The sequence below is a fragment of the Streptomyces sp. BI87 genome (genome assembly GCF_025957665.1).
Taxonomy (GTDB): Bacteria; Actinomycetota; Actinomycetes; order Streptomycetales; family Streptomycetaceae; genus Streptomyces; species Streptomyces albidoflavus.
In genome coordinates this window covers 2,133,929-2,157,559 of sequence record NZ_CP110079.1, presented here as the reverse complement: position 1 = coordinate 2,157,559, position 23,631 = coordinate 2,133,929, and the positions used below count along the sequence as shown (strand labels likewise).

Sequence of the window (23,631 nt, the reverse complement as noted above, 5' to 3'; positions counted from 1 at the left end):
AGACGTGAGCAAGGACTTCGGTGTGCCGCCCCGCGCCGTGCAGAATCGCGAGACTGTGGACCAGCGCCTCAAGGAGGCACAGGCCGGCCAGGGTTTGAGGGAGACCCTGACCGTCGAGTGGCGGACGCAGCCGACGGTCGTCGAGGTCATCGACATGCCGGTCGGGGATCTCTACTTCAACCCCGCCACGCACCGCATCCGGGCTCAGCGGAGCTTCAGCCCTGAGAAGGACGTCCTTCTTGAGGGAAACCCCTGGACCCCGGAGAGCCAGGACTACCTGGAGGGCCTCCTGCAGGCCAAGCCGGATGACCCGTCCAGGCTGGACCCCGCGTTCGAGGAGTTGAAGGACAGCCTCAAGGAGCACCGGCAGAACGAGCCCGGCCTCATCACCAGGGACGGCATCCTGGTGAACGGCAACACCCGTGCCGCCGCACTCAAGCAACTGGGTGTACCGAACATCCGCGTAGGAGTGCTGCCGGCCTCCTGCACCTGGGCGGACATCAACGCGGTGGAACTCTCACTGCAGCTTCGCCAGGACAAGCGGCGTGACTACTCGTACATCAACGAGCTCATCGCGATGCAGGAACTGCTGCAGATGGGACGCCCGGTCGCCGACATCGCGAAGATTTTCCGGAAGCGTGCTGACACCGTAGAGGCGGACATGTGGATCCTCTCGACGCTTGAGGATCTGCGGAGCAGGTCCCGTGCCGGGTCGGTGCAGTTGCAGCTGCTTGATTTCGAGGACGCCAAGGAAAAGCTCCGGGAGCTTTACCGCGCCTGGGTAAAGGAGTCGAAGAGGAACCGGGACCGTGCGGAAGTGATGAAGGAGAGCCGGCTCGCGGCGATCGCTCTGAAGTTCTCGAAGACCGACGTGCGTCTCATTGAGCCGGACTTCCGCGACCGGTACCTGGGCACGCGTCTGCCGTCCTTCCTCAAGGCGGAGGTCTTTGCTCCGAAGGAGCGCAGTATCCCGGGCATGAGCCGCACGGTGAAGGCGGGCGCCCAGCCCCATCTTGAAGCGCAGGCGTTCACCAACGAGGTTCTGCGGGCCATGGCGCTTGAGCGAGCCGGGGGCGGAGCGGAGACGGAGGGCGCCTCCAAGGTCGTGCAGGGCGCGCGGAAGGCGATCGAGGACGCGCTGGAACCCGCAGGCAAGGACGCGCGCGTGCGCAAGCGGAAGCAGGCGGCGTCCGACCGGCTGAACGATGCCTGCCAGGACATCGAGCAGTGCACGGTCGATATCGGGCTCGCCCGTGCGTCGAACAGCCTTGACGAGGAGGCACTCGACGATTCCGTCCAGAAGCTCAGGGCGAGCCTGGAGAAGCTCGCGCGGGAGGCCAAGCGCAGCGTCGCCGAGCCCGGCGACGGCGTGGCCTGGCTTCTCGACGTGATCAGCAAGGGGCGGGTGTGACCGAGGCAGTCCAGTATTCGCTCACGATCGGCTTCGACATCACCAGGACCAAGGTGGTGCTCCGTGCCTCGGAGCCGTTCCAGCGGGACCTGGCTTCGCTGGCTATACGTTTCTCCGTAGGCGGCCAGCGGAGCCTGCTTATGGCCGAAGTCGGGCTCGATGACTTCTTGGCCGGCATCGAAGCGCTGGCTGACTGGCCTGACGACAACGTCGAGTGGGACAAGGAGCTGCTGGCGCTCGTCGAGAGCGTCATGGACGACTCCGATCTCGCGGAACGGCAGCTCCGGGGCGAGCCCGCACAACTCGTCGGCGCGGACGAGGTCGTCAGCATGCTGGGCACCGGCTGGAGAGCGGACCTCACCAGCTTCCAGCGGCGGGATGTCGCTCACCTGCTCTCCATGCAGCACGGCGCCAACTTCAGCGTTCCGGGCGCGGGCAAGACCCGCGTCGGGATGGCCGTGTACTCCGCGATGAAAGAGCAGGGCCAGGTGCGGCGGCTTCTCGTAGTGAGCCCCAAGTCCGCTTACGAGTCCTGGTTGTTCGAGGCAGGTGAGTGCTTCAAGGAGCCGCCCGTCACCACCGTGATGGCGGGCGCGCCGGACCCGTCCGCCGAGATTCTCATCCTGAACTACGAGCGCCTCGACAAGTCGCTCAACGCCCTCGCGGCCTGGCTCCGGGCCGTCCCGTCCATGGTCATCCTCGACGAGGCGCACAGGATGAAGCTCGGCGCACGGGGTATCTACGGCAGTGCGTGTATGGCACTGGGGCCGCTCAGCCAGCGCCGCTTGATCCTCACCGGGACTCCGGCACCCAACGGGGCCAGGGACCTTGAGAACCTGCTCTCCTTCGTCTGGCCGGGGCAAGGGCGCAGGATCGTGACCAACGCGGTCGACGGGGGAGACCTCACCTACGCCAGCCAGGTGCTGCGGCCGATGTTCACCAGAACGACCAAGCGCGAACTGGGCTTGCCGCCCTTCGAGACGCGGATTCGGTACGTGCCGCTCCCGGACGGATCGCTGCACCGCGAGATCTACGACGCTCTGGTCGGCCGGTACTCCGCCAGGGCCTCAGCGGAACGTGAGGACTTCGACGCTCTGGGCAAGGCCATGCTGCGCCTGCTGATGGCGGCGACGAGCCCCGCCCTCCTGGGCGAGGCAGAGAGCCGTTATGACCCGCTCGCCTACCGGGTGCCCCCTCTGGAGGTGCCGGCCAGCGATTCACTCTTCACGCTGATGAGGGACCTGCCTTCATATGAGCTGTCGCCGAAGTACAAGGAGGCCCTGAAGATCGTCTCCGAGAACGCGGAGGCCGGGCGCAAGACTCTGGTGTGGACGACCTTCGTGCGAAGCCTGACGACCATGGAGCAGCTGTTCGCCGCGTTCGGGCCGGCCGTGGTCCATGGCGGAACCCCCGATCGTGAGGAGCAGATCCGGCGCTTCCGTACCGATCCGGACTGCATGGTGCTGCTCTCCAACCCGGCCACCCTCGGAGAGGGGATCAGCCTGCACCGCGAGTGCCACGACGCGGTGTACGTCGACCGGGACTTCATGGCCGGCCGTTTCCTGCAGAGCCTCGACCGCATTCACCGCCTGGGTCTGGCACCGGACGCGGAGACCCGGGTAACCGTTCTGGCCGCGGAGAGGACCATTGACCAGGTGGTTGCACTCCGGCTGGAACAGAAACTCGAGTTCATGGGAAAGATCCTGGACGACCCCTCAGTCCAGCAGCTCGCGGACCTGCAGGAGGAGCCCTCGATTGCCGCCGGCATGGACATGGGAGATGTGCGAGCGCTGATGAGCTACCTGGAGGGAAGCGGTAAGTAGTTGAGCGCACGCCTGGAGTGAGGTTCCGGTGTCCGGCCGGTGCCACATGGGTGCTTCTGCCGGGAGCCGGACTGTCGCCTGGTTCTGTGGTGCGGGGCGACTGACCTGCCGAGGGCGGGTGACGGAGGATGAGCGAGAGGTTCAGTGTTCTCCTGGGGTGGCTAAGATGCGACACTTGCGTGTCTGCCAGTACTGCACCCCAGGAGAAGCCGATCATGAGCACCGCCGACAGGCTGACCTCGATTGAGATCTGTGCCGGTGCTGGCGGTCAGGCGGTCGGACTGCATGGGGCGAACTTCCGTCATCTGGCGCTCGTAGAGATCGATCCCCATGCCGCCGCGACGCTTGCCCGCAACGTGAGGAAGCATCCGCAGTGGGCGTGGGAACGAGAGCACTGCCTCATCATCAATGAGGACGTCAACGACTTCAAGCCGCTTGAGAGAGTGCCGAATCCCGTCAAAGCGCCGGAAAAGGCGGGGTCGCATAAGCAGGCCGAATTTCTGAAGCCGGGAGACCTGGATCTCCTGGCTGGCGGTGTCCCGTGCCCGCCATTCTCCGCTGCGGGAAAGCAGCTCGGCCGCGACGATGAGCGTGATCTCTTCCCGAAAATGCTGGATCTCGTTGACCAGCTACTCCCGCGTGCGGTGATGATTGAGAACGTGCGCGGCCTTGTGGAGCCGGAGCCCAAGTTCCGGTACTACCGCAACCACATCAAGAACCGGCTGCGCAAATCCGGGTACGTGATCTGTGGCTGGAACGTCCTGCACGCTCAGGATTACGGAGTGCCGCAGCTGCGGCCGCGAGCGATTCTGGTTGCCATCCGGAAGGACCAGTACAGGGGCTTCGACTGGCCCGCGCCGCGCAAGAAGCTGAAGACGGTGGCAGAGGCCCTTGAAGAGTCCATGGCCCGGCGTCTCGGCGGCAAAGACTCACCCCTCTTCAAACAGTGGTGGGACCAGGCGAAGCTCGGCACGGTCGCGCCCACTCTTGTCGGAGGCTCGAAGAAGCACGGCGGCGCTGACCTCGGCCCCAGCCGGGCTAAGAAGGCGTGGAAGGCTCTCGGCGTCAACGGCATGGGCGTGGCCAATGACGAGGACAAGGTCATTGACCGTGACCGTGATCTGGGGAACCTCGCGCAGAAGCGCGGACCCATGCTGACTGTCGAACAAGCTGCGCTCATTCAGGGATTCCCCACGTACTGGGAGTTCGAGGGGAAGAAGACCGCGCAGTACCGGCAGGTAGGGAATGCTTTTCCTCCTCCGGTAGCGGAGGCCGTGGGGCGCGCTATCGCGGAGGCGCTTCAGCGCACCGGAGAGCTTCACCCTGACCCGGCGCCTGAGTTCGAGCCGGAAGAAGACCCCGCACTCACGGCAGTTCAGGAGAGCTTCACCGAGGGCTGGCCGCAGCCGGTCAGTGACCAGAGCACGGTGCCCAGCCAAGTCTGAAGCGACATCCGGGTGATGGCTTGACTGGCTGGGCCCATGCCTGGCTCCGGTGAACTATGCCTGGCCGGTGCGGAGCCCTGAGCGCCTACACCCCATGGCACACCCCATACGCCCGCCCCGCCCCGCACCAGCAAGCCCCTTCCTTGGCCGGCGGCCACGCCTTGGCCCGTCCCCTGGCTGCCAGGGTCGTCGCGTACAGCGGGAGCAAGGACGTCTCCGTCGGGGGTGTGGCCTCTGAGGCGGCGAAGGCCTCGTAGGAGGGGAGGGTGGCGGAGACGGTGCCGAGGTGGGGGGTGCCGGAGGCGGCGAGTTCCCGGAGGGAGGATTCGACGGCGGCCAGGTGGGCCTCGTGGGAGGGGTATTCGGTGGTGAGGGCGGGGTGGGCGGCCAGGAGCTGGGTCAGTTCGTCCTCGGGCCAGTGGAGGACGGCGACCGGGAAGGGGCGGGAGAGGGCGGCGCGGTAGGTGCCCAGTTCGGCGCGGAGGCGGTCGATCTCGGCGCGGAGTTCGGCGGGGTTGTCGGAGCCGAGGGACCAGACGCGGTTCGGGTCGTGGAGTTCGTCGAGGGGGACCGGGGCCTCGTGGAGGCGGTCGGCGAGCTCGTCGCGGGCGTCGTGGTCGGCGCCGAGCAGGCGGCGGACGCGGTGGCGGCCGAAGAGGAGCGGGCGTACCTCGCGGGGCGGGTTCGCGGAGTCGCCGACGAGGAGTTCGGTGGCGTCGGTGAAGACGGAGTGGGCGCTCTCCAGCTCGTCGTGGGCCTCCAGGGCCTCGGCGACGATGATCCACGGCTCGGGGGCGCGGGGCGCGGCGAGGCGGACGCCGTCGACGATGGCGCGGGCCTCGGCCTCGTGGCCGTACTCCCAGAGGTTGGCGGCCTTCAGGGCGCGGACCAGGACGGGCTGCTCGGCGGGGAGGGCGAGCAGGCGGTCGTAGAGGGCGGTGGCGCGGTCGCGGGCGCCCGCCACCTCGTGGTGGGCGGCGGCCTGGAGCAGGAGCTGTTCGGCGTCCTCGGGGTACAGCGCGGCGGCGCGTTCGAGTCGTTCGGCCTCGGCGGTGTGCGAGGCGTGCGGCGTGGTCTCGGCGGGCGTGTCGGGGCGCATACGGGACACGGTACTGCCGGGGACCGGTGGGGGAAGGGGGCGGTGGGGTGGGTGTGGGCGGGGCCACGTACGCGGGGGCGCGCGCCGTACGGAAAGCGCGGGCGTGCCCGATTCCACGCCCGGCGCCCCTCCCGTGACCCCCGCCGCCCCGGGTAGGCTGGCGTGGACTCGAAACCGGCGGTACGCGGAAGGAGGCGGGGATGACGGAGACGGTGTCGGCCATGAGCGGCTGGCTGCGGCATGTGCGCCTCTTCGGCGTGCTGTTCCTCCTGCTGGTCGCCCAGTACCTCCTCGCCGAGACCGCGCTCGGTGCCGCCGCCGTCGCGGTGGCCGCCACCGCCGCCGCCGGGTCCGCGCTCGCGCTCTGCGCGGTGGTCGCCGCCCGGGCCGTGCCCAGGGTGCCGGTGGCACGGGTACGGACGGCGCTCAGGGACCGCGCCCGCCGTACCGCCTTCCTGCCCCAGCGCGATCCCGACGGGCCCGGCCGCCGCAGGCCCCGGGCGCCCGGCCTGCCCCTCCCGACGGCCGCGTAACCCCCTCTCCCGAGGCCCCCGGGTCGGCTCTGCCGACGGGCCGGGCGAGACGTGCGCCCCCGTCACGCTGCCGCGAGCCCCACCGGCTCGCGTTCCCGGCCTGACAACCCCCGGCGCAGCCTGTGCGCGCGCCGCCACGGGAGGGTTTCCCTTGTCGTTCTTCTCCGCCTTCGCCGACCTCGTCGACGGGCTCGGTGACGTTCTCGAACCGGTCGCCGGCACCGCCTCGACCGCCGCCGCCATCGTCCTGTTCACCGCTTTCGTGAGGCTGCTGGTGCTGCCGCTCTCCCGGGCGGCGGCCCGCGGCCAGAAGGCCAGGACCCGGCTCCAGCCGCAGGTCGCGGCGTTGCGCAAGAAGTACAAGAAGAATCCGGAGCGGTTGCAGAAGGCGACGCTGGAGCTGTACGCGGCCGAGAAGGTCTCGCCGTTCTCCGGCATCCTGCCGAGCCTGTGCCAGCTGCCCGCCTTCTTCCTGATGTACCACCTCTTCGCCTCCGCGGAGATCGGCGGCGCCCCCAACACCCTGCTCGGCCACTCCCTCTTCGCCGCGCCGCTCGGCGACCGGTGGAAGGACGCGCTGTCCGACGGCGGGATGTTCGGCGCGCACGGCCAGGTCTACCTGGTGCTCTTCGCCGTGGTGGTGGCCGTCGCCGTCTACAACTACCGGCGCACCAAGCGCCAGCTCGCCGCCAGTGCGGCGCTCACCGCCGGGGACGCGGAGGCCCTGCCCGGGATGGGGGCCATGAACAAGATCGCGCCGCTGATGTCGTTCATGACGCTGTTCACCGTCGGTTTCGTACCGCTGGCCGCCGCGCTCTACGTGGTCACCAGCACCCTGTGGACGGCGGTCGAGCGGACCGTGCTGTACCGCGAGGAGCCGGCGGGCGTCCCCGTGGCCGCCTGATCCCGCGCGGGGCGCCCCCGGTCCACCCGTTGAACGCACCCTTGCGGGGCGTGCCCGTCCTCCGGCACGATCGGGCGGTCCTCCGGCGGCCGCACACCGCCGGGCGGACCACTCGCTCAGGGCGCCACCCGGGGCGGGCGGCCACCGTGCCGTCCGCCCCGCGAGCGACCACGGGAGTTCGACCATGAAGCTGCTGCGTGTCGGAACGGCGGGTGCCGAGCGCCCCGCCCTGCTCGACCGGGCCGGAATCCTCCGCGACCTCTCCGGCGTCGTCACCCGCCTCGACGCCGCCCTCCTCGCCGCCGACCCCGCGCTGGACAAGGTGCGCCGGGCCGCCGCCGACCCCGACGGACTGCCGCCGCTGGACCCGGCGGGGCTGCGCACCGGCCCGCCGCTGGCCGGTGTCGGCAAGATCGTCTGCATCGGGCTCAACTACCACGACCACGCCCGCGAGACCGGCGCCGCGATCCCCAAGGAGCCGATCCTCTTCCTCAAGGCGCCGGACACCGTCGTCGGCCCGCACGACACCGTGCTGATCCCGCCGGGCTCCACCCGCACCGACTGGGAGGCGGAACTCGGCGTCGTCATCGGCCGCACCGCCCGCCACCTGCGGACCGCCGAGGAGGGACTCGCGCACGTCGCCGGGTACACGATCGCGCACGACGTCTCCGAGCGGGAGTACCAGATCGAGCGCGGCGGGACCTGGGACAAGGGGAAGAACTGCGAGACCTTCAGTCCGCTGGGGCCGTGGCTGGTCACCGCCGACGAGATCCCCGACCCGCAGGCCCTCACCGTCCGGCTCTCCGTCAACGGGGTGCTCCGCCAGGACGGCACCACCGCCGACCAGATCTTCCCGGTCGGCGAGGCCGTGGCGTACATCAGCCGGTTCATGACGCTCTATCCCGGCGACATCGTCTCCACCGGCACCCCGGCCGGCGTCGCCATGGGCCACCCCGACCCCAAGCCGTACCTGCGCCCCGGCGACGTGGTCGAGGTGGAGATCGGCGGGCTCGGGCGGCAGCGGCAGGTCATGGCCGCGGCGGAGGAGGTGGTGGGGGAGGGGGTGGCTTAGGCCGCCCGCCCCGGGCTCAGACCCGGCCGACCAGGTCCACCGTCGCGCCGGTGCGCGCCGACTCGCGGGCCGCCTCCAGGACGGTGAGAGCGTCCGCCGCCTCCAGGGCGGTGACGGGGTTCGGGCCGCCCTCGCGCAGGGCGGCGTGGATCGCGCGGTAGTACGCCGGGTAGTCGCCGGGCAGGGTCGGCTCCGGGGTGCCGCCGCCGGTCAGCGGGGACTCGCCCGAGCCGACGCGGCCCCACATCGCCTCGCCCTCGACGCCCCACGGCTCACGCGGCAGGGGGCGCTCGCCCGCGCGCAGGGCCGCCTCCTGCGGGTCGAGGCCGTACTTGACGTAGCCCGCGACCGAGCCGAGGGCCCGGAAGCGCGGGCCGAGCTGGGCGGCGGTGGAGCTGACGTACAGGTGGGACCGGACGCCGCTCACGTGGCGCAGGGCGAGGAAGGTGTCGTCGTCGGCCTCGGCGCCGGAGCGGCGTACGTCCGACTCGGCGTAGACCCGGTCGACCGGGCCGAAGAGGTGCAGGGCCTGGTCGACGACGTGGCTGCCCAGGTCGTAGAGGAGGCCGCCGATCTCCTCCGGGCGGCCCGACTCGCGCCAGCCGCCCTTCGGCTTCGGCCGCCAGCGCTCGAAGCGGGACTCGAACCGCCAGACGTCGCCGAGGGTGCCCGCCTCGACCAGGGCCGCCAGGGTGCGGAAGTCGTTGTCCCAGCGGCGGTTCTGGAAGACCGAGAGGAGCAGCCCCTGTTCCTCGGCGAGGGCGGCCAGGGCGCGGGCCTCGGCGGCGGTGCCGGCCAGCGGCTTGTCGACCACGACCGGCAGTCCCGCGCGCAGGGCCGCCTCGGCGAGGGCGACGTGGGTCTTGTTGGGGGAGGCGACGACCACCAGGTCCAGCTCGTCCGCGCGCGGCCACAGTTCGTCGGCCCGGTCGGCGAACCGCACCTCGCCGAACTCGGCGCGGGCCGCCTCGCGCCGCTCGGGGGAGGAGGTGACGACGGTGTCGAGGACCAGGCCCTCGGTGGCGGCGATCAGCGGGGCGTGGAAGACGGAACCGGCCAGGCCGTACCCGACGAGGGCGACCCGGACCGGCGCGGCGGCGGCGGAGCCGGCGGGGCGCGCGGTGGTGGCATCAGACATGCCCCCAGCCAAGCACGATCCGCCGCCCTGGCCCGACGGCGGCGACGGCTTCGCCCCGCAATGGTCGGATTATCGGCCGACCGGGCGATTTCCCGCCGCCCGGCCCGGCTCGAACAGCCGAACCAGGCGTGGCGCGCCCCGTCGCCTCCCCGCCCGCATGGCAGGGTCGCGCCAACGGCCGACGGCCCCTCCCAGTGCCGTCGGCCGTCGGCACGACCTGGAGGCACACCCATGCGCTCGCGCACCCCCCTGGCTGTGGTCCTGGTGCTCGCCTCCCCGCTCGCCGCCGCCTCCGCCCACGCCGGGGAGACCGCCGTACCCGCTGGTGGCACCGCCGTACCCGCCGGGGCCGCCCACGCCCCGGCCGGGCCGCCCGTCCCGCTCTGTGCCCAGCCCGACGCGGAGGTCCTGCCGCTCGTCGGGGAGGTGCGGGACGGGCCCGCCACCGTGCGCGCGGGCGACGGGCCGAGCGGTTTCACGGTGCGGGTCCACAACACCGGCCGGGTCACCTGCCACCGCGTCCACCCGGTGGTCCTCCTCCTCGACGAGGACCGCGCCCTGGTCCCCTCGCAGCTGCGGCTGGACTTCCACGACGGGCGGCGGTGGCTCCCGGTCCGCCTGCGCCACACCTCGCGCGACGAGAACGTCGGCGTCCTCGACGGCGGGCGGGGCTTCCGCGGCTTCACCGTGCGGCCCGGCGCGAAGAAGGACGTACGGCTGCGGCTCGCCGTCCGCGAGGACGCCCGGCCCAACCGGGTCGCCGTCCAGGCCGCCCTGGTCCAGCACCACGACCGGGACGGCCACTGGGTCGGCCACTCGGACACGTACACCTTCGCGCTCCGGGGAGCCGACGGCACCGGCACCCGCCCGCCCGCGCACCCGCCCCGCAGCGAGCGGCCCGCCGACCCGCCCCGCGCCACCGGGTTCCCCGCGCGCCCGTCCGGCAGACCCGTCCCCGTCCCGCCCAGCCCCTGGCCCCTGCCCGATCCGTGGGCGACGACGGAACCGCCGTCCGCGTCCCGGTTCCCCACGGAGATCCCCGTACCGAGCGGGCGGCCGGTGTCCCCGCCGCCGTCCGCCCGGGAGACCGGCCCGGCGACCCCGGGCCCGTACGACACCCTGCGGCCCGGGCACCCGGACGCCGACGAGCCGGCAGGACAGAGGCCGCCGCGCGACCACGCCGACGGTGGCCGCGACAGCCGTACGGAGGCGCCCGGTCGCACCCCGGGGGGCGGCTCCGGCGACGCCCCGCGCCACCCCGGTCACGAGAGCGGGAAGGCCCGTCCCGAGCTGGCCGAGACCGGGGGCAGTGTCATCTCGCTCGGGCTGCTCGCGGCGGGCCTGCTGGTCTCCGGCACGGTGCTGCTGGAAGTGGCCCGCCGTCTGCGCGGGGCCTGAGGGCCGGCCGGCGTCCGGTCAGATCAGGTCGACCAGGTCCGCGATCGAGTCGACGACCTCGGTGGCCCGGTAAGGGAAGCGGTCCAGCTCCGAGACGGAGGTCAGGCCGGTCAGCACCAGGAAGGTGGTCATCCCGGCCTCCAGGCCGGCGAGGACGTCGGTGTCCATCCGGTCCCCGATCATCGCGCTCGACTCGGAGTGGGCGCCGATGGTGTTGAGGCCGGTCCGCATCATCAGCGGGTTGGGCTTGCCGACGAAGTACGGCTCCTTGCCGGTCGCCTTGGTGATCAGCGCCGCCACCGAACCCGTCGCCGGGAGGACGCCCTCGGTGGACGGTCCCGTGTTGTCCGGGTTGGTCGCGATGAACCGGGCGCCGCCCTTGATCAGCCGGATCGCCTTGGTCAGCGCCTCGAAGGAGTACGTCCGCGTCTCGCCCAGGATGACGAAGTCCGGGTCGCTGTCGGTGAGGATGTAGCCGGCCTCGTGCAGGGCGGTGGTCAGCCCCGCCTCGCCGATGACGTACGCGGTGCCGTCCGGGTGCTGGCTGCCCACGAACTTGGCGGTGGCCAGCGCGGAGGTCCAGATGTTCTCGACCGGCACCTCCAGGCCGATCCGCTTCAGCCGGGCGTGCAGGTCACGCGCGGTGTAGATCGAGTTGTTGGTGAGCACCAGGAAGGGCTTGCCGGAGTCGCGGAGCTTGGTGATGAAGGTGTCGGCGCCCGGGATCGGCACCCCCTCGTGCATGAGGACGCCGTCCATGTCCGTGAGCCACGATTGAATCGGCTGACGCTCTGTCATGGGTGCGGGCTCCTGCCTACGCGTTGCTCATGGGATCAACAGCCTACCCAGCACGTCCCGCCCACGCCGCCGGGAGCCTGGCCCCCGGCGTTCACCCGGAAAGCGCAACCCTCGCCCGGCGCGCCGCCCTTCCCCGCGCAGCCGAGTGGCGCGGCCCTCGTGCCCGGGTGAACCTGCCGGGGACAGGAGGTTCACCATGCGCATCCATGGCATCACCGTGCGTGCCGCCGCTCTGGCCGCCGCACTGACCCTGACCCCGCTCGCCGCCGCCTCCACCGCGGTCGCCGGCGACGAGGAGAACTACGGCAACCACCACCGGCCGGGACGGGTCACCGTCTCCCCGTCCACCGTCTCGCCCGGCGGCGAGGTCACCCTGCGGGTCGACGTCTGCCGGGGCAAGGAGGCGGTCGGCTTCTCGGAGGCGTTCGCCGGGGACGCCTGGTTCGGCCCCTCGGCCGACCGGGGCGAGCTGTACGCGGAGGCCCGTATCCGGTCCGACGCCGAGCCCCGCCAGTACGAGATAAAGGTCGACTGCAAGGACAAGGAGAACCGGCACGCCCGCGGCACGGTCACCGTCGTCCACCACAAGCAGCGCCCGCACGCCCCGGTGAGCGCGGGCGGCGGCGGCACCGCCGAGGTCGCGGCCGAGGCGGACAGCGACGGGCCCGGCACCTCGCAGGCGGTCATCGGCGGCGCCCTGGTCTCCGCCGCGGTCCTCGCCTTCGCGAGCCACCGGGTGCGCCGCGGCAGGCGTACGGACTGACCATGGCCGAAGGCAAGCGCGCGCACAGCAGGCTGATCACGGGCACGGCGTGGGCCGTGCTCCTGCTCGGCCTGTGGATCTGGGGGCGCGAGGTCTCCGACGGCTCCCCGCTGCCGGGCTCGGGGAGCGGACGGCCGGCGGCGGTGGGCGGCGCGGCCGGCGCCGACCTGCCGCCCGCCCGCGATCCGCTGCCGGGGTCCCGTCCGGTCCGGGTCGACGTGCCGTCCATCGGCGTCTCCTCGGCCGAGGTCGTCTCGCGCGGCCTCGACGACGCGGGCGCCGTCGACCCGCCCTCCTTCGACACCCCGGACACGGTCGGCTGGTACGACTCCGGCCCCCAGCCCGGCGAGGAGGGCGCGGCCCTGCTCGTCGGCCACGTCGACACCCGCACCCGGCCCGCCGTCTTCTACACCCTCAGCGCCACCGAGCCCGGCGCCCGCGTCCGGGTGGCGCGGGAGGACGGCACGGTCGCCGAGTTCACCGTCGAGGACGTCCAGGTGCTGGAGCGCGAGGGGTTCGACGCGCAGGAGGCGTACGCCCCGCGGGAGAAGGGGCGCGCGGAGCTGCGGCTGATCACCTGCGGCGGCACCTTCGACAAGGCCCGCAACACCTACACCGCCAACGTCGTCGTCTCGGCCTACCTGACCGGCACCGCCACCCCGGACGGCGCCGAGGCCGAGAACGCGGCCGAGGACCGTACCGCGCGGGCCGCCCGCGCGGAGACAGCCGGCGCCGGACCGGTCACGGAGGCGGCCGTTCCGCCCCCGGCCGGTCTCCGCCGGGCCGGAAGCGGCGAGGCGCTGCTGCCCTCCGTGGCGATGGCGCCCTGACCCCCTCCGCCCGGGTGTCACACCCGCACCACGAACCGGTCGCCGCCGGAAGCGGACCGCCCGGCTATGTCAGGATTGCCGCACGACGGTGCACCCGAGGGGGAGTGGATGTACGGCAAAGACACCGGCCACGGCCGAGGTTTCCGGCGCCGGGGGATGGGGGCGGTGGCCGTGGGGGCGGCCCTGCTCCTCTCCGGCTGTTCCGGTTCGTCCGGCGACGGGAGCGACGAGGCCAAGCCCAGCGTGAGCCAGCAGCCCAAGGGCGAGGACCCGTACTGGGTCAACCCGGACGGCAACGCGGCCCGCCAGGTCGCCGCGTTCGAGGACGAGGGCAAGAAGGACGAGGCGCGGCTGGTCCGCAGGATCGCGGAGCAGCCGGTCGCCGACTGGCTGGGCACCGAGAAGCCCGAGGAGGAGGCGCGCGGCTTCACCGAGGCGGCGAAGGCGGCCGACCGCGAGGCGCTGCTGGTCCTCTACAACATCCCGCACCGCGACTGCGGCAACTACTCGGGCGGCGGCGCCGCCGACGGCAACGCCTACCGCGCCTTCGTCGACTCCGTCGCCAAGGGCATCGGCGACCGCCCGGCCACCGTCATCCTGGAGCCGGACGCCGTCCTCCACCTGGTCGACGGGTGCACGCCCGAGCAGTTCCACGAGGAGCGGTACGACCTCCTCAAGGGCGCGATCCAGACCCTCAAGGCGCTGCCCGCCACCAAGGTCTACCTGGACGCGGGGAACGCCGGCTGGGGCAAGCCCGACCAGATCTTCGAGCCGCTGACCTGGGCGGGCGTCGCCGAGGCCGACGGCTTCTCGGTCAACGTCTCCAACTTCTACTCCACCGAGGACTCCGTCGCCTACGGCAAGGAGCTCTCCGCGAAGGTGGGGAACAAGCCCTTCGTCGTCGACACCAGCCGCAACGGCAACGGCCCCTTCACCGGCGGCGACCCGGCCGAACGCTGGTGCAACCCGCCCGGCCGCGCCCTCGGCGAGGTGCCCACCACCAAGACCGGCGACGACCTGGTCGACGCCTACCTCTGGATCAAGCGCCCCGGCGAGTCCGACGGCGAGTGCAAGGGCGGCCCGAAGGCCGGCCAGTGGTGGCCCGAGTACGCGCTGGGCCTGGCGAAGGCCGCCAAGTAGCCGCACGGCACCAGCAGAAGGGCGCCCCCACCGTCACGGTGGGGGCGCCCTTTCGCGTAGGGGCCGGGCCGATCGGCGCCTCAGCTGTCGATGTGGACCCAGACCGCCTTCGAGGGCGTGCCCGCGTCGTCCACGGCGAAGAGCATGTACCAGCCGTCCTGGACGAGGTTGCGGTTCTTCGGGATGGTCACCTCGATGCCGTCGTCGGTCTTCTCCATGTCCAGGGCGATGGAGCGCTGGTCCACGTCGGTGACGTGGGTGGAGGCGCTCGGCCGGATCAGCCGGGCCTTCTTGATGGAGGCGGCGTGCAGCGAGTCGAAGACGGCGCTCTCGCCGCGTGCCATCTTCTTCGGGCCGCCGCTCAGCGTCGGGCGCGCGTCCTTGTACAGGTAGGGCGGCGTGTAGATCTCGATGCGCTGGTCGAAGGTGCCCGGCTTGGTGTTGCCCTCGTCGGCGTAGAGCGGGTCGGAGCCGAAGACGACGACGCGGCCGTCGGGGAGCAGGATCGAGCCGGAGTGGTAGTTGCGGCCCACCGCCGGGTCGGCGACGCGGCGCAGGGTGTTCTCGGCGGTGTCGTACAGGCGGGCCTCCTTGATGTCGGAGTCGCCGCGCCCGCGGTAGTCCTCGGAGCCGCCGGTGATCAGCACGCTGTCGTCGGGGAGGACCGAGGTCTGCGGGTAGCGGGTGCCCTTGTCGAGGGAGGGCCCGTCGGTGAAGCGCGGGGCGTCGTCCTTCAGGTCGATGATCCGGGTCTTCTCGCTGGACCGCTCGGACTCGCCGACCCCGCCGCCGCCGACCACCATGAACCGCTCGTCCTGCGCCGGGGGCAGCAGCACCGTCGCGGAGGTCTCCATCAGCTTGGGGTCGCTCAGCCCCGGCAGCTTGCGGAACTTGTTGGTCTCGAAGTTCCAGATGCCCGGGTCACGGCCGACGTCGGCCGGGCCGTACCCGGCGTTGGAGCCGGAGTAGAAGAGCTTGCCGTCGGGGAGCAGGAAGACCGCCGGGTAGGTCGGCAGCTGGCGGATGCCCTGGGCGTACGTCCACTTCTTGGTCTCGGGGTCGTAGACCTCGTTCTTGCCCGGGACCAGCTGGCCTATCTCGTCCAGGCCGGAGAGGCTGAGGACCTTGCCGTCGGAGAGGGTGGTGAGGGTCGGGTACCAGCGGGCCTCGTTCATCGGGTCGACGGGGATGTACTTCTCCGCGACCGGGTCGAACTCGTAGGTGTCCTTGATCCCCTGAAAGTCCTTCTTGTCCAGGGCGAGTTTCTGCGCGATGCCGTAGAGGTTGCGGGTGTCGGAGCCCTTGAGGCCCTGGATGCGGTAGTTGTCCTCGGTGCCGGTCTCGTGCTTGCGGCCGCTGCGCTCCGCCTCGACGTAGACCCGGCCGAGCCCCGCCTCGGTCCGCAGGAAGGCGCCGGTCTCCTCGTCGAAGATCTTCTCGGCGCGCTCGACGGTGATGTTGTCCTTGGCGACGAAGGTCTTGCCGTTCTCCTTGCCGGTGAACTTGGTCCCGGCCTTGATGGTCTTCGGCGCGTCCGGGTCCTCGTTGTGCACCACCATCAGGCCGCCGGCCTTGGTGACGTCGCCCTTGAGCTTCTCGTACCGCTTGGTGCCGCCGGCCACCAGCAGCTTGCCGTCGCCGAGCTGGGTGTGGCCGGTGCAGAAGAGGTCGTTGGGCGTGTGGATGTTCTTGAAGGTGTTCTCGACCGGGTCCCACAGGACGGTGTCGAACTTCTTCGCGTCGAAGTTGGCCTGGTTGTTCCCGGACCCGGCGACCAGCAGCACCTTCCCGGTCCGCAGCAGCGCCGCGTGGATGGTGTTGAGCCGGTACTTCGCCGGGATGTCGACGAAGTCCCAGTGCCCGTTCTCCGCCTTGTACTCCGGCTGGTTGATCTTGTACTCGTGGTACTGGGCCGAGCCGAAACGGTACAGCGCGGGCCCGTTCATCCCCGCGACGGCGAGGACCACGGCACCCCCGATCGCGAGACGGCGGGCCCGGCGGCGGCTGGTGGTGCGGTCGGTCATTTCTTACGTCCCCCGAGGGCGATCTGCATCGTCTGGTCGTTCGCGGCCCAGCTGGGCTGGGGCTGTCCCTGCTCCGGGGGCCGGCCGTCCGGCCCCGGCGGGGCGGCGGCCTGGCCTTCCTCGCCGGGCGGGACCGGCCCGGCGTCCGGCCCGGGGGCGGCGGGCAGGGGGCGGCCCGCCGCGTGCGCGGCCTTGCTCCTGCGCTCCTGGCGCATCGACAGGCGCCAGGCGACGATCGGCGCGGCGGTGATCAGCAGCGCGAGGGTGGCCCAGATGATCATGGCGGGGTGGTTGTTGCCGAAGAAGAACGACACCACCACCGAGGCGGCGAAGACGAAGATGAAGAAGAGATGGATGCGGAAGGTCCCGAAGAGCGTGTCGGGGCTGGAGGAGTCGCCCTTCGGCGTCACCACGAACTTGCTCTTGCGGCGCAGCACCGAGTCCATCAGCGAGCGCGCGTACAACGGCGCCGACATCGCCGACATCGCCATGCCGGCCACGCCGCCGGAGCCCTCGGGCTCGTGCGGGGAGACGTTGTGGCGGCGGTTCCAGATGTACAGGCCGATCTGGAGCGCCGAGGCGTTGCCGTAGAGCATCAGCCAGATCGTCGGGTCGATGTTGACGCCGGAGGCGCCGAGGCCGAGGAAGAGGGCGCAGGAGAGCGCGGCCAGAATCCAGTTCAGCGCCGACATCGGGTAGAAGATGATCATCATCGTGTAGTTGAAGAGCTTCGTCGGCGGCAGCGAGTAGAAGCCCTTCCAGTACTGCTTGAGGATCGTCTCGTACGTCCCGCGCGACCAGCGCAGCTGCTGGGTGAAGAAGTCGGTCCAGGCGGTGGGGCCCTCACCGACGGCCAGCACGTCCGGGGTGTAGACGGAGCGCCACTTCTTCCCCGTCTCCGGGTTCTTGGCGCGGTGCATCTCGAACCCGGTCGCCATGTCCTCGGTGATCGAGTCGTACAGGCCGCCGATCTGCTTCAGCGCCTTGATGCGGACCGCGTTGGAGGTGCCGACGAACATCGGGGCGCCGTAGCGGTTGCCGGCCCGCTGGATCAGCGCGTGGAAGAGGAACTGCTGGGACTCGGCGGCCTTGGTGACGAAGGTGTCGTAGTTGCCGTAGACCTGCGGGCCGATGACGAAGCCGACATCCGGGTCGCGGAAGAAGCCGAGCATCCGCTCCAGGTAGTTGGGGAGCGGCACGTGATCGGTGTCGACGGAGGCGAAGTAGTCGTAGTCGTCGCCGTGCGCGTCGAGCCAGGCGTTGTAGTTGCCGTGCTTGGTCTTGGCGCGGTGCGGGCCCTTCGCCTGGTTCCAGCGGGCCACGCCCTTGCGGGAGAAGTGGTGCACGCCGAGGCGTTCGCAGACCTCGCGGACCTCGGGGTCGTCGCCCTCGTCCAGCAGCCAGATGTGGAGCAGTCCCCGGTGGCGGAGCCTGACCGCCGCCTCCAGGGTCTTCGTCACCATCTCGATCGGCTCCTTGCCGGGCACGAACGAGGTGAGGAAGGCGACCTTGGTGCCCGTCTCGGGCACCACGGGTATCGGGTCCCGGGCGACGAGCGTGGCGTGCGCGTTGGATATCACGTTCATGCAGCGGAAGAACTCGATCAGTCCGATCGAGACGAGCATGACCGTGTCCAGCGCGGGCAGGAAGTCGTACGCCGGGTAGTCCCGCTCGGTCCAGTGTTCGGGCTGCATCAGCCAGACGAAGAGGGTGAGTGAGAGCAGGGGAGCGGCGCAGAGCAGCGCGGCGGCGCGGATGCGGTGCGGCTCCTGCGAGAGCAGCGAGCGGTAGCGCACCTTGTACGGCTTGGACGGGTCCGGCTGGGTGAGCGGCCCGGCGAGTCTGCTGTAGTGCTCGTAGTCGTAGCGCGGCAGCGTCTTCTTGATGCGCCGCGCGCCGCCCGTGCGGGCCGACACCGTCCGCAGCTGGGTCGTCTGTGACGGGTCGGATTGGCTCCGCCCACCCGTCGGGCTCGACGTCATGTGTCATTCCCCCCGCACGCGGGCATGCCCGCGTGGTCGTTGGTCCTTTCGCCCGGCGAGGGTCTCCCCGTAACCCTCGCGGACGCGTCAGCTGGGAGGCGCACCCGCGGGTGTGTGCGGCGCGGTGTCCCTCACCTCAGACAGTCCGGGCGGCCTTCCGGTTGCATGATGCCCTCAGCCGCGCCCGTTTTCGAACGGGGCCCCTCCCCGTCTCCCCCCGCACGGCCGCCCGGTCCCCCTGTGTCCTGTGACGCCCGTCTCGTCCGGGCCCGCGGCTCCAGGTCAGGGTTCTACGCCTGCCCGCATGATCGCAAGAGGGTCCCCGGGGCGGGGCTCGAAGGGCGAGCAGGGGGCGCGTTCGCGGTGGAATGCGCCCCTTTGGGGTCGCGGGCGGCAACAGAAGAGGCCCCCTGCGATGCAGGGAGCCTCTTCGTGTCGGTGCGCCGCCAGGGACTCGAACCCCGGACCCGCTGATTAAGAGTCAGCTGCTCTAACCAACTGAGCTAGCGGCGCGCGCTGACCTGCACAACTCTACCCGATGCCGGAGGGTGCTCCGGACGCCCGCACCGGCCGGGCGGGGAGGTGACCCGCCTCACAGGATGCGGGGGTGTGAGGGCGCTCGGGCCCGGTCCCGCCGGCGGGACCGGACCCGGAAGTCCCCCCTTTCGGCGGGTGCCGGGGCTGCTCCGTCCGCCGGATCGCCAACATGCGCCCTTTCCCGCCGGTTGCGAAACTGACGCCCGTGCAGATGTGTGCCGAATTCACCACCGCCCGCGAGAGGAACGGCCTGCGGGCTTTCGTGTGCGAAGAATTCCGCCCCGGGGCCGTGCGCACCCGTTTCCGGCGCTCCGGCGGGGAATTCCTGGCGGTACGTCAGAAGAGGAGGGGCGCGCTGCACCGGGCCCTCGTGCTGGCCGTCACCACGGCCACCGTCACCTGGGGGCACCTCGCTCCCGCCCGCGCCGACGAGCCGTCCCCCTCGCACGGGGCTCCGCCGCAGCTCACGGCGGAGGTGCTGGACAGCCCGCAGGGCGCCCCGGCCCCGCTCCACGGCCCGCCCGGTCGGCCCGCGGGTCCGCCCGCCACCCCGCCGACCACGCGCGAGGCGATCATCGACCGGGCCGAGAGATGGGTCCGCGCGAAAGTCCCGTACGCGATGAGCGGGTACTGGTCCGACGGCTACCGGCAGGACTGTTCGGGATTCGTCTCGATGGCCTGGAATCTGGACCGCAGCGAATGGACGGGAAGCCTCACGAACGTCGCGGAACGCATCACCAAGGACCAGCTGGAACCCGGCGACATTCTCCTCTTCCACAACGCGAAGAACCCGGAGAACGGCTCGCACGTCACGCTTTTCGGCGGCTGGACCGACAGCTCCCGCACGCGGTACACGGCGTACGAGCAGACCCGCCCCGCCACCCGCAAACAGGCCACCCCGTACGCCTACTGGACCAACAGTCCGCAGTTTCTTCCGTACCGGTACCGGGGGATCGCCGAGGGCGGCGGCCGGCACGCCGACGGATATCCGGGCCGTGAGACCTGGCGGCGACTCTTCTCTTGACGGAGGTACGGATGGGCACCACCAGCAGCGACACCGGCCGCGGCCACGCCGACCTCGCGGCACCCGTCGCGCGCGCCGGCCTCCCCGAACCGGCCTCCCCGGCCCCGGCGGAACGCCCGGCGTCCCCGGAGGCGGCACCGTCCGCCGGCCCGCCGGCCCCCGAACCCGGTTCCGCCACGGGATCGGCCACCGGCTCGGCCCCGGCCGCCGCCCCCGCCGCCGACGGTACGGAGGGCTCCGGGCCTCCGCGCAGGTCCGTCCGCATCATCCGTAACGCCGACACCATGGAGATCCCCGTCCACCTCCTCTTCCGCGAGGACGCGGACGGGGGCGAGGGGGCGCGGGACGCCGGGGCGTCGGCCGACCCGTTCGCGCCCAGGCCCGAACCCGAGGCCGGGTTCCGCGCGATGGCCGTCCCGCACCGGGGTGCCGCCGGAGCGCACCGCACCGGAACGGCCACCCCGCGCAGCCCGCTGCTCTGCCCGCCCGCCCTGGACGAGTCGGTCCCCGCCGAGCACCTGGCACCCTCGCTCCCCGGCTCCCTCGCGGTGGCCGTCGCGGCGGGCGGGGTCGCCGGGGCCGGGGGTGCCCTGTGGTGGGGCGGGCTGCTCCCGGCGGTGGCCTGGCTGCCCCCGGCCGGGGCGGGGTCCGGCGGGGCGGTGGCCTGGGTGCTGGCCGCCGGTGCCGGGGCGGTGACGGCGGTGTCGCTCGGTGGGCTGGCCCGGGGGAGGACCGGGTGGGCCTGGGTGCGGGGCCGGTTCGGCCGGTACCGGGGGACGGTGCGCCGGACCGGGCTGGTCTGGCTGAACCCGCTGGTGGGCCGGTGCCGGATGGACCTGCGGCTGCGGCACTGGCGCAGTGAGCCGCTGCCCGCCGTGGACGCCGACGGGGTGGCGGTGGAGGTGGTGCTGCACGTGGTGTGGCGGGTGGCCGACACCGCGCGGGCCGCGCATGCCGTGGACGACGTCGCCCGCTACCTCGGGGAGTGCGCGGAGGCGGCGCTGGCCCGGGTGGTCTCGCGGCGGCCGGTGGACGCCTTCCGGCCGGGGGTGCCGACGCTGCGGCACACCGAGGCGGTGGCCGAGGAGCTGACCGGGCTGGTGGCGGGGGCGGCGGCGGTGGCCGGGCTGGAGGTGTTCGCGGTGCAGCCGGTGCGGATCGCGTACGCGCCCGAGGTGGCGGAGGCGATGGGGCGGCGCCGGCTGGCCGCGCTCGACGCCCTCCACCGGGACGCGCTCCTCGCGGAGGCGGTCGACGCGGTCGAGGAGACGGTCCGGCGGCTGACCGCGCGCGGCCTGGTCGAGCTGGACGAGTACGAGCACAGGGCGCTGGTGCGCGACCTGACCGTGGCGTTCTGCGCGGGGCGGACCGCCGGAGGGTGAGCGGACGGGCAACTCCCTGAAACCGGGGAGCGGTTCGCGTCAAGGGGCCGGATCGGGCGAAAGCGCTCGATACCGGTCCCTGTACCTGTGGGGGGCGGGCCCGGCGAGGCGGTTTCGGGGAACCCCCGTTGACCTGCGACAGCTCCTGAGACGCATGAGGTCCGGAGGTAGAGACCACTGGCCGACGAGGCGGTGGCCGGAAGGTAATACCACGTCAGAGGTGCTGCTGTCCCAGTTCCGCGATTGGTATGGACATGGTGATGTGGCCCCTCTAATCTCGGCGTTGGTCTAGACCGCAGTGCGCACGCCTCACCGGAGTTCCCCCACGTCCCCCAGGGAGCGGCACCATGCGAAACAAGAAGACATACGCGGCCCTCGTCGGCGCTGCCACGCTCGGCGCGCTCGCCTTCTCCACCGGCGGCGCCAGCAGTCACGGCTACGTCGACAAGCCCATCAGCCGCGCGAAGCTCTGTGCCAACGGCACCGTCAGCAACTGCGGCTCGATCCAGTGGGAGCCGCAGAGCGTCGAGGGCCCGAAGGGCTTCCCGGCGGCCGGCCCCGCCGACGGCGCGCTCTGCTCCGCCGGCAACGCCGGCTTCAAGCAGCTCGACGCCGCCAAGGCGCCGAACGGGTCCGACTGGCCTGCCACCCAGGTCAGCGGCGGGCAGGGTTACACGTTCCAGTGGCAGTTCACCGCCCGCCACCGCACCACGGACTTCCGCTACTACATCACCAAGGACGGCTGGGACTCCAGCAAGCCGCTGACCAGGGCCTCCCTGGAGTCGCAGCCCTTCCTGACCCTGCCCTACGGCGGCCAGCAGCCCCCGGCCACCCTCGCCCACCAGGGCACCATGCCCACCCAGAAGACCGGGAAGCACGTGATCCTGGCCGTCTGGGACGTCCACGACACCGCCAACGCCTTCTACTCCTGCGCCGACGTCAAGTTCTGATCCGACGCCCGTAGCAGTCGGCACCGCCGTACCCCGGCGGTGACCCCCCACCCTCGCGGCATCCCGCCGCCGCCCGCCCCGCCGCCCGGCCGCGCCCCGTGAGCAGGCCGGACCGCGGACCGGGTGTGGCCCCGGAGACGGTCCTCTCCGGGGCCACATCGCTGTCCGGACACGGGAGAAGCCCCCCGCTTCCGCGAGGGGCTTCTCCTTGTCTGTGCGCCGCCAGGGACTCGAACCCCGGACCCGCTGATTAAGAGTCAGCTGCTCTAACCAACTGAGCTAGCGGCGCCTGCTGACAACAAAATAATACCTGGTCCCGAGGGTGCTCCCGACCAGGCGGCCGTGGTCCGCCTCACAGGGCCCCGTGGTCCGATCGGGGGAGAGGCGGTGTCCGGGCGCGAGAGCGGGCGTCCCGCCTGGCATCAACCCTGGGAGGCGGCGCACCGGGCGGCGCGAGGAAAGGAGCCTTCCCCATGGCACTCGGCGTACAGGAGCGCGAGGAATTCCTCGCCGGCCGGCATGTGGCCTCCCTCGCGGTGGAGCGGGGGGACGGGCGGGCGCCGCTGACGGTGCCCCTCTGGTACTGGTACGAGCCCGGTGGGGAGGTGCGGGTGATCACGGGGGCCGACTCCGTCAAGGCCCGGTTCATCTCGGCGGCGGGGCGGTTCAGTCTGCTGGTGCAGCAGACGGCGCCCACGTATCTGTACGTGAGTGTGGACGGGCCTGTCGTGGCGACCACACCGACCACCGTGGGGGACATGGTGACCGAGGCGTCGCGGTATCTCGATGCCGAGGGGGTGGACGACTACGTCTCCGGGAGTGGGGTCACCGAGAGCGACTCGGCGGGGCTGGTCACTCTGGCCATGCGTCCCGAGCACTGGCTGTCGGCGGATCTCGGCTGGGGGTAGCGGGGCCGGCCGCGGCGGGGCCTCCAGCGCCGGCCGGGCTGTCGGGGGGCCGGTTCAGAGGTTCAGGGTGTGGCCCGTGGTGGCGTCGACGTGGGTGGGGACGGGGTCGTGGCGGGTGCCGACGGTGGGGGTGCCGGTGGGTTCGAAGAGGAGGATGGTGGCGCCGGTGGGGGCGTGGGGCTTGTGTTCGGTGCCTCGGGGGACGGTGAAGACGGAGCCCTGGGGGAGGTGGACCGTGCGTGCTCCGGCGGGTTCGCGCAGGGAGATGTGGAGGTCGCCGGTGAGGACGAGGAAGAACTCGTCGGTGTCGTCGTGGGCGTGCCAGAGGTGTTCGCCCTCGACCTTGGCGACGCGGACGTCGTAGTCGTTGACGCGGGTGACGATGCGGGGGCTCCACAGGGTGTCGAAGGAGGCCAGGGCCTGGGTGAGGGCGATGGGGTCGTTGCTCATGGGGCCATCCTGGGCCGTTC

20 protein-coding genes and 2 tRNA genes are annotated in these 23,631 nt (G+C 71.7%); 14 read left to right on the top strand and 8 right to left on the bottom strand.

Features of this window, described 5'->3' with window-relative positions; translation table 11 throughout:
- The first annotated feature begins 4 nt into the window (after positions 1 to 4).
- The 3 genes from OIM89_RS09265 to OIM89_RS09255 all read left to right on the top strand — a co-directional run bounded on the left by OIM89_RS09265 (position 5) and on the right by OIM89_RS09255 (position 4,679).
- Positions 5 to 1,411, top strand: coding sequence for a ParB/RepB/Spo0J family partition protein (locus OIM89_RS09265; RefSeq protein ID WP_175458624.1), 1,407 nt, complete (start codon positions 5 to 7; stop codon positions 1,409 to 1,411).
- On the top strand, positions 1,408 to 3,234 hold the full coding sequence (locus OIM89_RS09260; protein ID WP_175458625.1) for a DEAD/DEAH box helicase: 1,827 nt from the start codon (positions 1,408 to 1,410) through the stop codon (positions 3,232 to 3,234). The genes OIM89_RS09265 and OIM89_RS09260 overlap by 4 nt, the downstream gene beginning before the upstream one ends.
- Before the next feature lie 215 nt (positions 3,235 to 3,449).
- Positions 3,450 to 4,679 (top strand): DNA cytosine methyltransferase, encoded by a 1,230-nt coding sequence (locus OIM89_RS09255; protein ID WP_175458626.1) that lies wholly within the window; start codon positions 3,450 to 3,452, stop codon positions 4,677 to 4,679.
- Positions 4,680 to 4,764: 85 nt separating this feature from the next.
- Here the strand turns inward: OIM89_RS09255 and OIM89_RS09250 are convergent, their stop codons facing one another.
- Positions 4,765 to 5,778: an SEC-C domain-containing protein gene (locus tag OIM89_RS09250; RefSeq protein WP_264491140.1), complete on the bottom strand. Its 1,014-nt coding sequence runs from the start codon at positions 5,776 to 5,778 to the stop codon at positions 4,765 to 4,767.
- Between the two features lie 200 nt (positions 5,779 to 5,978).
- Between OIM89_RS09250 and OIM89_RS09245 the strand changes: the two genes are divergently transcribed.
- From OIM89_RS09245 to OIM89_RS09235, 3 genes are all read left to right on the top strand, one after another.
- The gene (locus OIM89_RS09245; protein ID WP_264491139.1) at positions 5,979 to 6,311 is read left to right on the top strand and encodes a DUF6412 domain-containing protein; all 333 of its coding nucleotides are present in this window, start codon (positions 5,979 to 5,981) and stop codon (positions 6,309 to 6,311) included.
- A 151-nt stretch (positions 6,312 to 6,462) separates the two neighbouring features.
- A complete protein-coding gene (locus tag OIM89_RS09240) occupies positions 6,463 to 7,215 on the top strand; it encodes a YidC/Oxa1 family membrane protein insertase (protein WP_047139593.1) in 753 nt (250 codons plus the stop codon).
- A gap of 184 nt (positions 7,216 to 7,399) precedes the next feature.
- The gene (locus OIM89_RS09235) at positions 7,400 to 8,287 is read left to right on the top strand and encodes a fumarylacetoacetate hydrolase family protein (RefSeq protein ID WP_030695821.1); all 888 of its coding nucleotides are present in this window, start codon (positions 7,400 to 7,402) and stop codon (positions 8,285 to 8,287) included.
- Positions 8,288 to 8,303: 16 nt separating this feature from the next.
- Here the strand turns inward: OIM89_RS09235 and OIM89_RS09230 are convergent, their stop codons facing one another.
- Positions 8,304 to 9,425 (bottom strand): Gfo/Idh/MocA family oxidoreductase, encoded by a 1,122-nt coding sequence (locus tag OIM89_RS09230; RefSeq protein WP_264491138.1) that lies wholly within the window; start codon positions 9,423 to 9,425, stop codon positions 8,304 to 8,306.
- Between the two features lie 231 nt (positions 9,426 to 9,656).
- On the opposite strand from OIM89_RS09230, the gene OIM89_RS09225 reads away from it, so the two are divergent.
- On the top strand, positions 9,657 to 10,823 hold the full coding sequence (locus OIM89_RS09225) for a hypothetical protein (protein ID WP_264491137.1): 1,167 nt from the start codon (positions 9,657 to 9,659) through the stop codon (positions 10,821 to 10,823).
- Between the two features lie 18 nt (positions 10,824 to 10,841).
- Here the strand turns inward: OIM89_RS09225 and OIM89_RS09220 are convergent, their stop codons facing one another.
- Positions 10,842 to 11,621 (bottom strand): HAD-IIA family hydrolase, encoded by a 780-nt coding sequence (locus tag OIM89_RS09220; protein WP_030695818.1) that lies wholly within the window; start codon positions 11,619 to 11,621, stop codon positions 10,842 to 10,844.
- 196 nt (positions 11,622 to 11,817) lie between these two features.
- On the opposite strand from OIM89_RS09220, the gene OIM89_RS09215 reads away from it, so the two are divergent.
- From OIM89_RS09215 to OIM89_RS09205, 3 genes are all read left to right on the top strand, one after another.
- Positions 11,818 to 12,384 (top strand): hypothetical protein, encoded by a 567-nt coding sequence (locus OIM89_RS09215; RefSeq protein WP_030695817.1) that lies wholly within the window; start codon positions 11,818 to 11,820, stop codon positions 12,382 to 12,384.
- Between the two features lie 2 nt (positions 12,385 to 12,386).
- On the top strand, positions 12,387 to 13,214 hold the full coding sequence (locus OIM89_RS09210; RefSeq protein WP_264491136.1) for a class F sortase: 828 nt from the start codon (positions 12,387 to 12,389) through the stop codon (positions 13,212 to 13,214).
- 108 nt (positions 13,215 to 13,322) lie between these two features.
- On the top strand, positions 13,323 to 14,354 hold the full coding sequence (locus OIM89_RS09205) for a glycoside hydrolase family 6 protein (protein WP_047470250.1): 1,032 nt from the start codon (positions 13,323 to 13,325) through the stop codon (positions 14,352 to 14,354).
- An 80-nt stretch (positions 14,355 to 14,434) separates the two neighbouring features.
- Here OIM89_RS09205 and OIM89_RS09200 read toward each other — a convergent pair whose 3' ends face one another.
- The 3 genes from OIM89_RS09200 to OIM89_RS09190 all read right to left on the bottom strand — a co-directional run bounded on the left by OIM89_RS09200 (position 14,435) and on the right by OIM89_RS09190 (position 18,873).
- A complete protein-coding gene (locus OIM89_RS09200; protein ID WP_030695814.1) occupies positions 14,435 to 16,378 on the bottom strand; it encodes a kelch motif-containing protein in 1,944 nt (647 codons plus the stop codon).
- Complete coding sequence (locus OIM89_RS09195; protein WP_195730415.1) at positions 16,375 to 18,360, bottom strand: glycosyltransferase family 2 protein; 1,986 nt, start codon at positions 18,358 to 18,360, stop codon at positions 16,375 to 16,377. Before OIM89_RS09195 ends, OIM89_RS09200 begins: the two co-directional genes overlap by 4 nt.
- Positions 18,361 to 18,799: 439 nt before the next feature.
- Positions 18,800 to 18,873: transfer RNA gene (locus OIM89_RS09190), tRNA-Lys, on the bottom strand.
- 313 nt (positions 18,874 to 19,186) lie between these two features.
- Between OIM89_RS09190 and OIM89_RS09185 the strand changes: the two genes are divergently transcribed.
- From OIM89_RS09185 to OIM89_RS09175, 3 genes are all read left to right on the top strand, one after another.
- A complete protein-coding gene (locus OIM89_RS09185) occupies positions 19,187 to 19,921 on the top strand; it encodes an NlpC/P60 family protein (protein ID WP_413747417.1) in 735 nt (244 codons plus the stop codon).
- Positions 19,922 to 19,932: 11 nt separating this feature from the next.
- Positions 19,933 to 21,303, top strand: coding sequence for an SPFH domain-containing protein (locus OIM89_RS09180; RefSeq protein WP_264491135.1), 1,371 nt, complete (start codon positions 19,933 to 19,935; stop codon positions 21,301 to 21,303).
- Between the two features lie 347 nt (positions 21,304 to 21,650).
- Positions 21,651 to 22,253 carry a lytic polysaccharide monooxygenase gene (locus OIM89_RS09175; RefSeq protein WP_030695810.1) on the top strand — a complete coding sequence of 201 codons (603 nt, stop codon included), beginning with the start codon at positions 21,651 to 21,653 and terminating at the stop codon, positions 22,251 to 22,253.
- A gap of 215 nt (positions 22,254 to 22,468) precedes the next feature.
- Here the strand turns inward: OIM89_RS09175 and OIM89_RS09170 are convergent.
- Positions 22,469 to 22,542, bottom strand: a tRNA-Lys gene (locus OIM89_RS09170).
- A 184-nt stretch (positions 22,543 to 22,726) separates the two neighbouring features.
- Here OIM89_RS09170 and OIM89_RS09165 point away from each other — a divergent pair.
- Entirely contained in the window at positions 22,727 to 23,161 is a 435-nt protein-coding gene (locus OIM89_RS09165) for a pyridoxamine 5'-phosphate oxidase family protein (RefSeq protein WP_030695809.1), read from the top strand.
- A 54-nt stretch (positions 23,162 to 23,215) separates the two neighbouring features.
- Here the strand turns inward: OIM89_RS09165 and OIM89_RS09160 are convergent, their stop codons facing one another.
- On the bottom strand, positions 23,216 to 23,611 hold the full coding sequence (locus OIM89_RS09160; RefSeq protein WP_030695808.1) for a cupin domain-containing protein: 396 nt from the start codon (positions 23,609 to 23,611) through the stop codon (positions 23,216 to 23,218).
- Positions 23,612 to 23,631 lie beyond the last annotated feature (20 nt).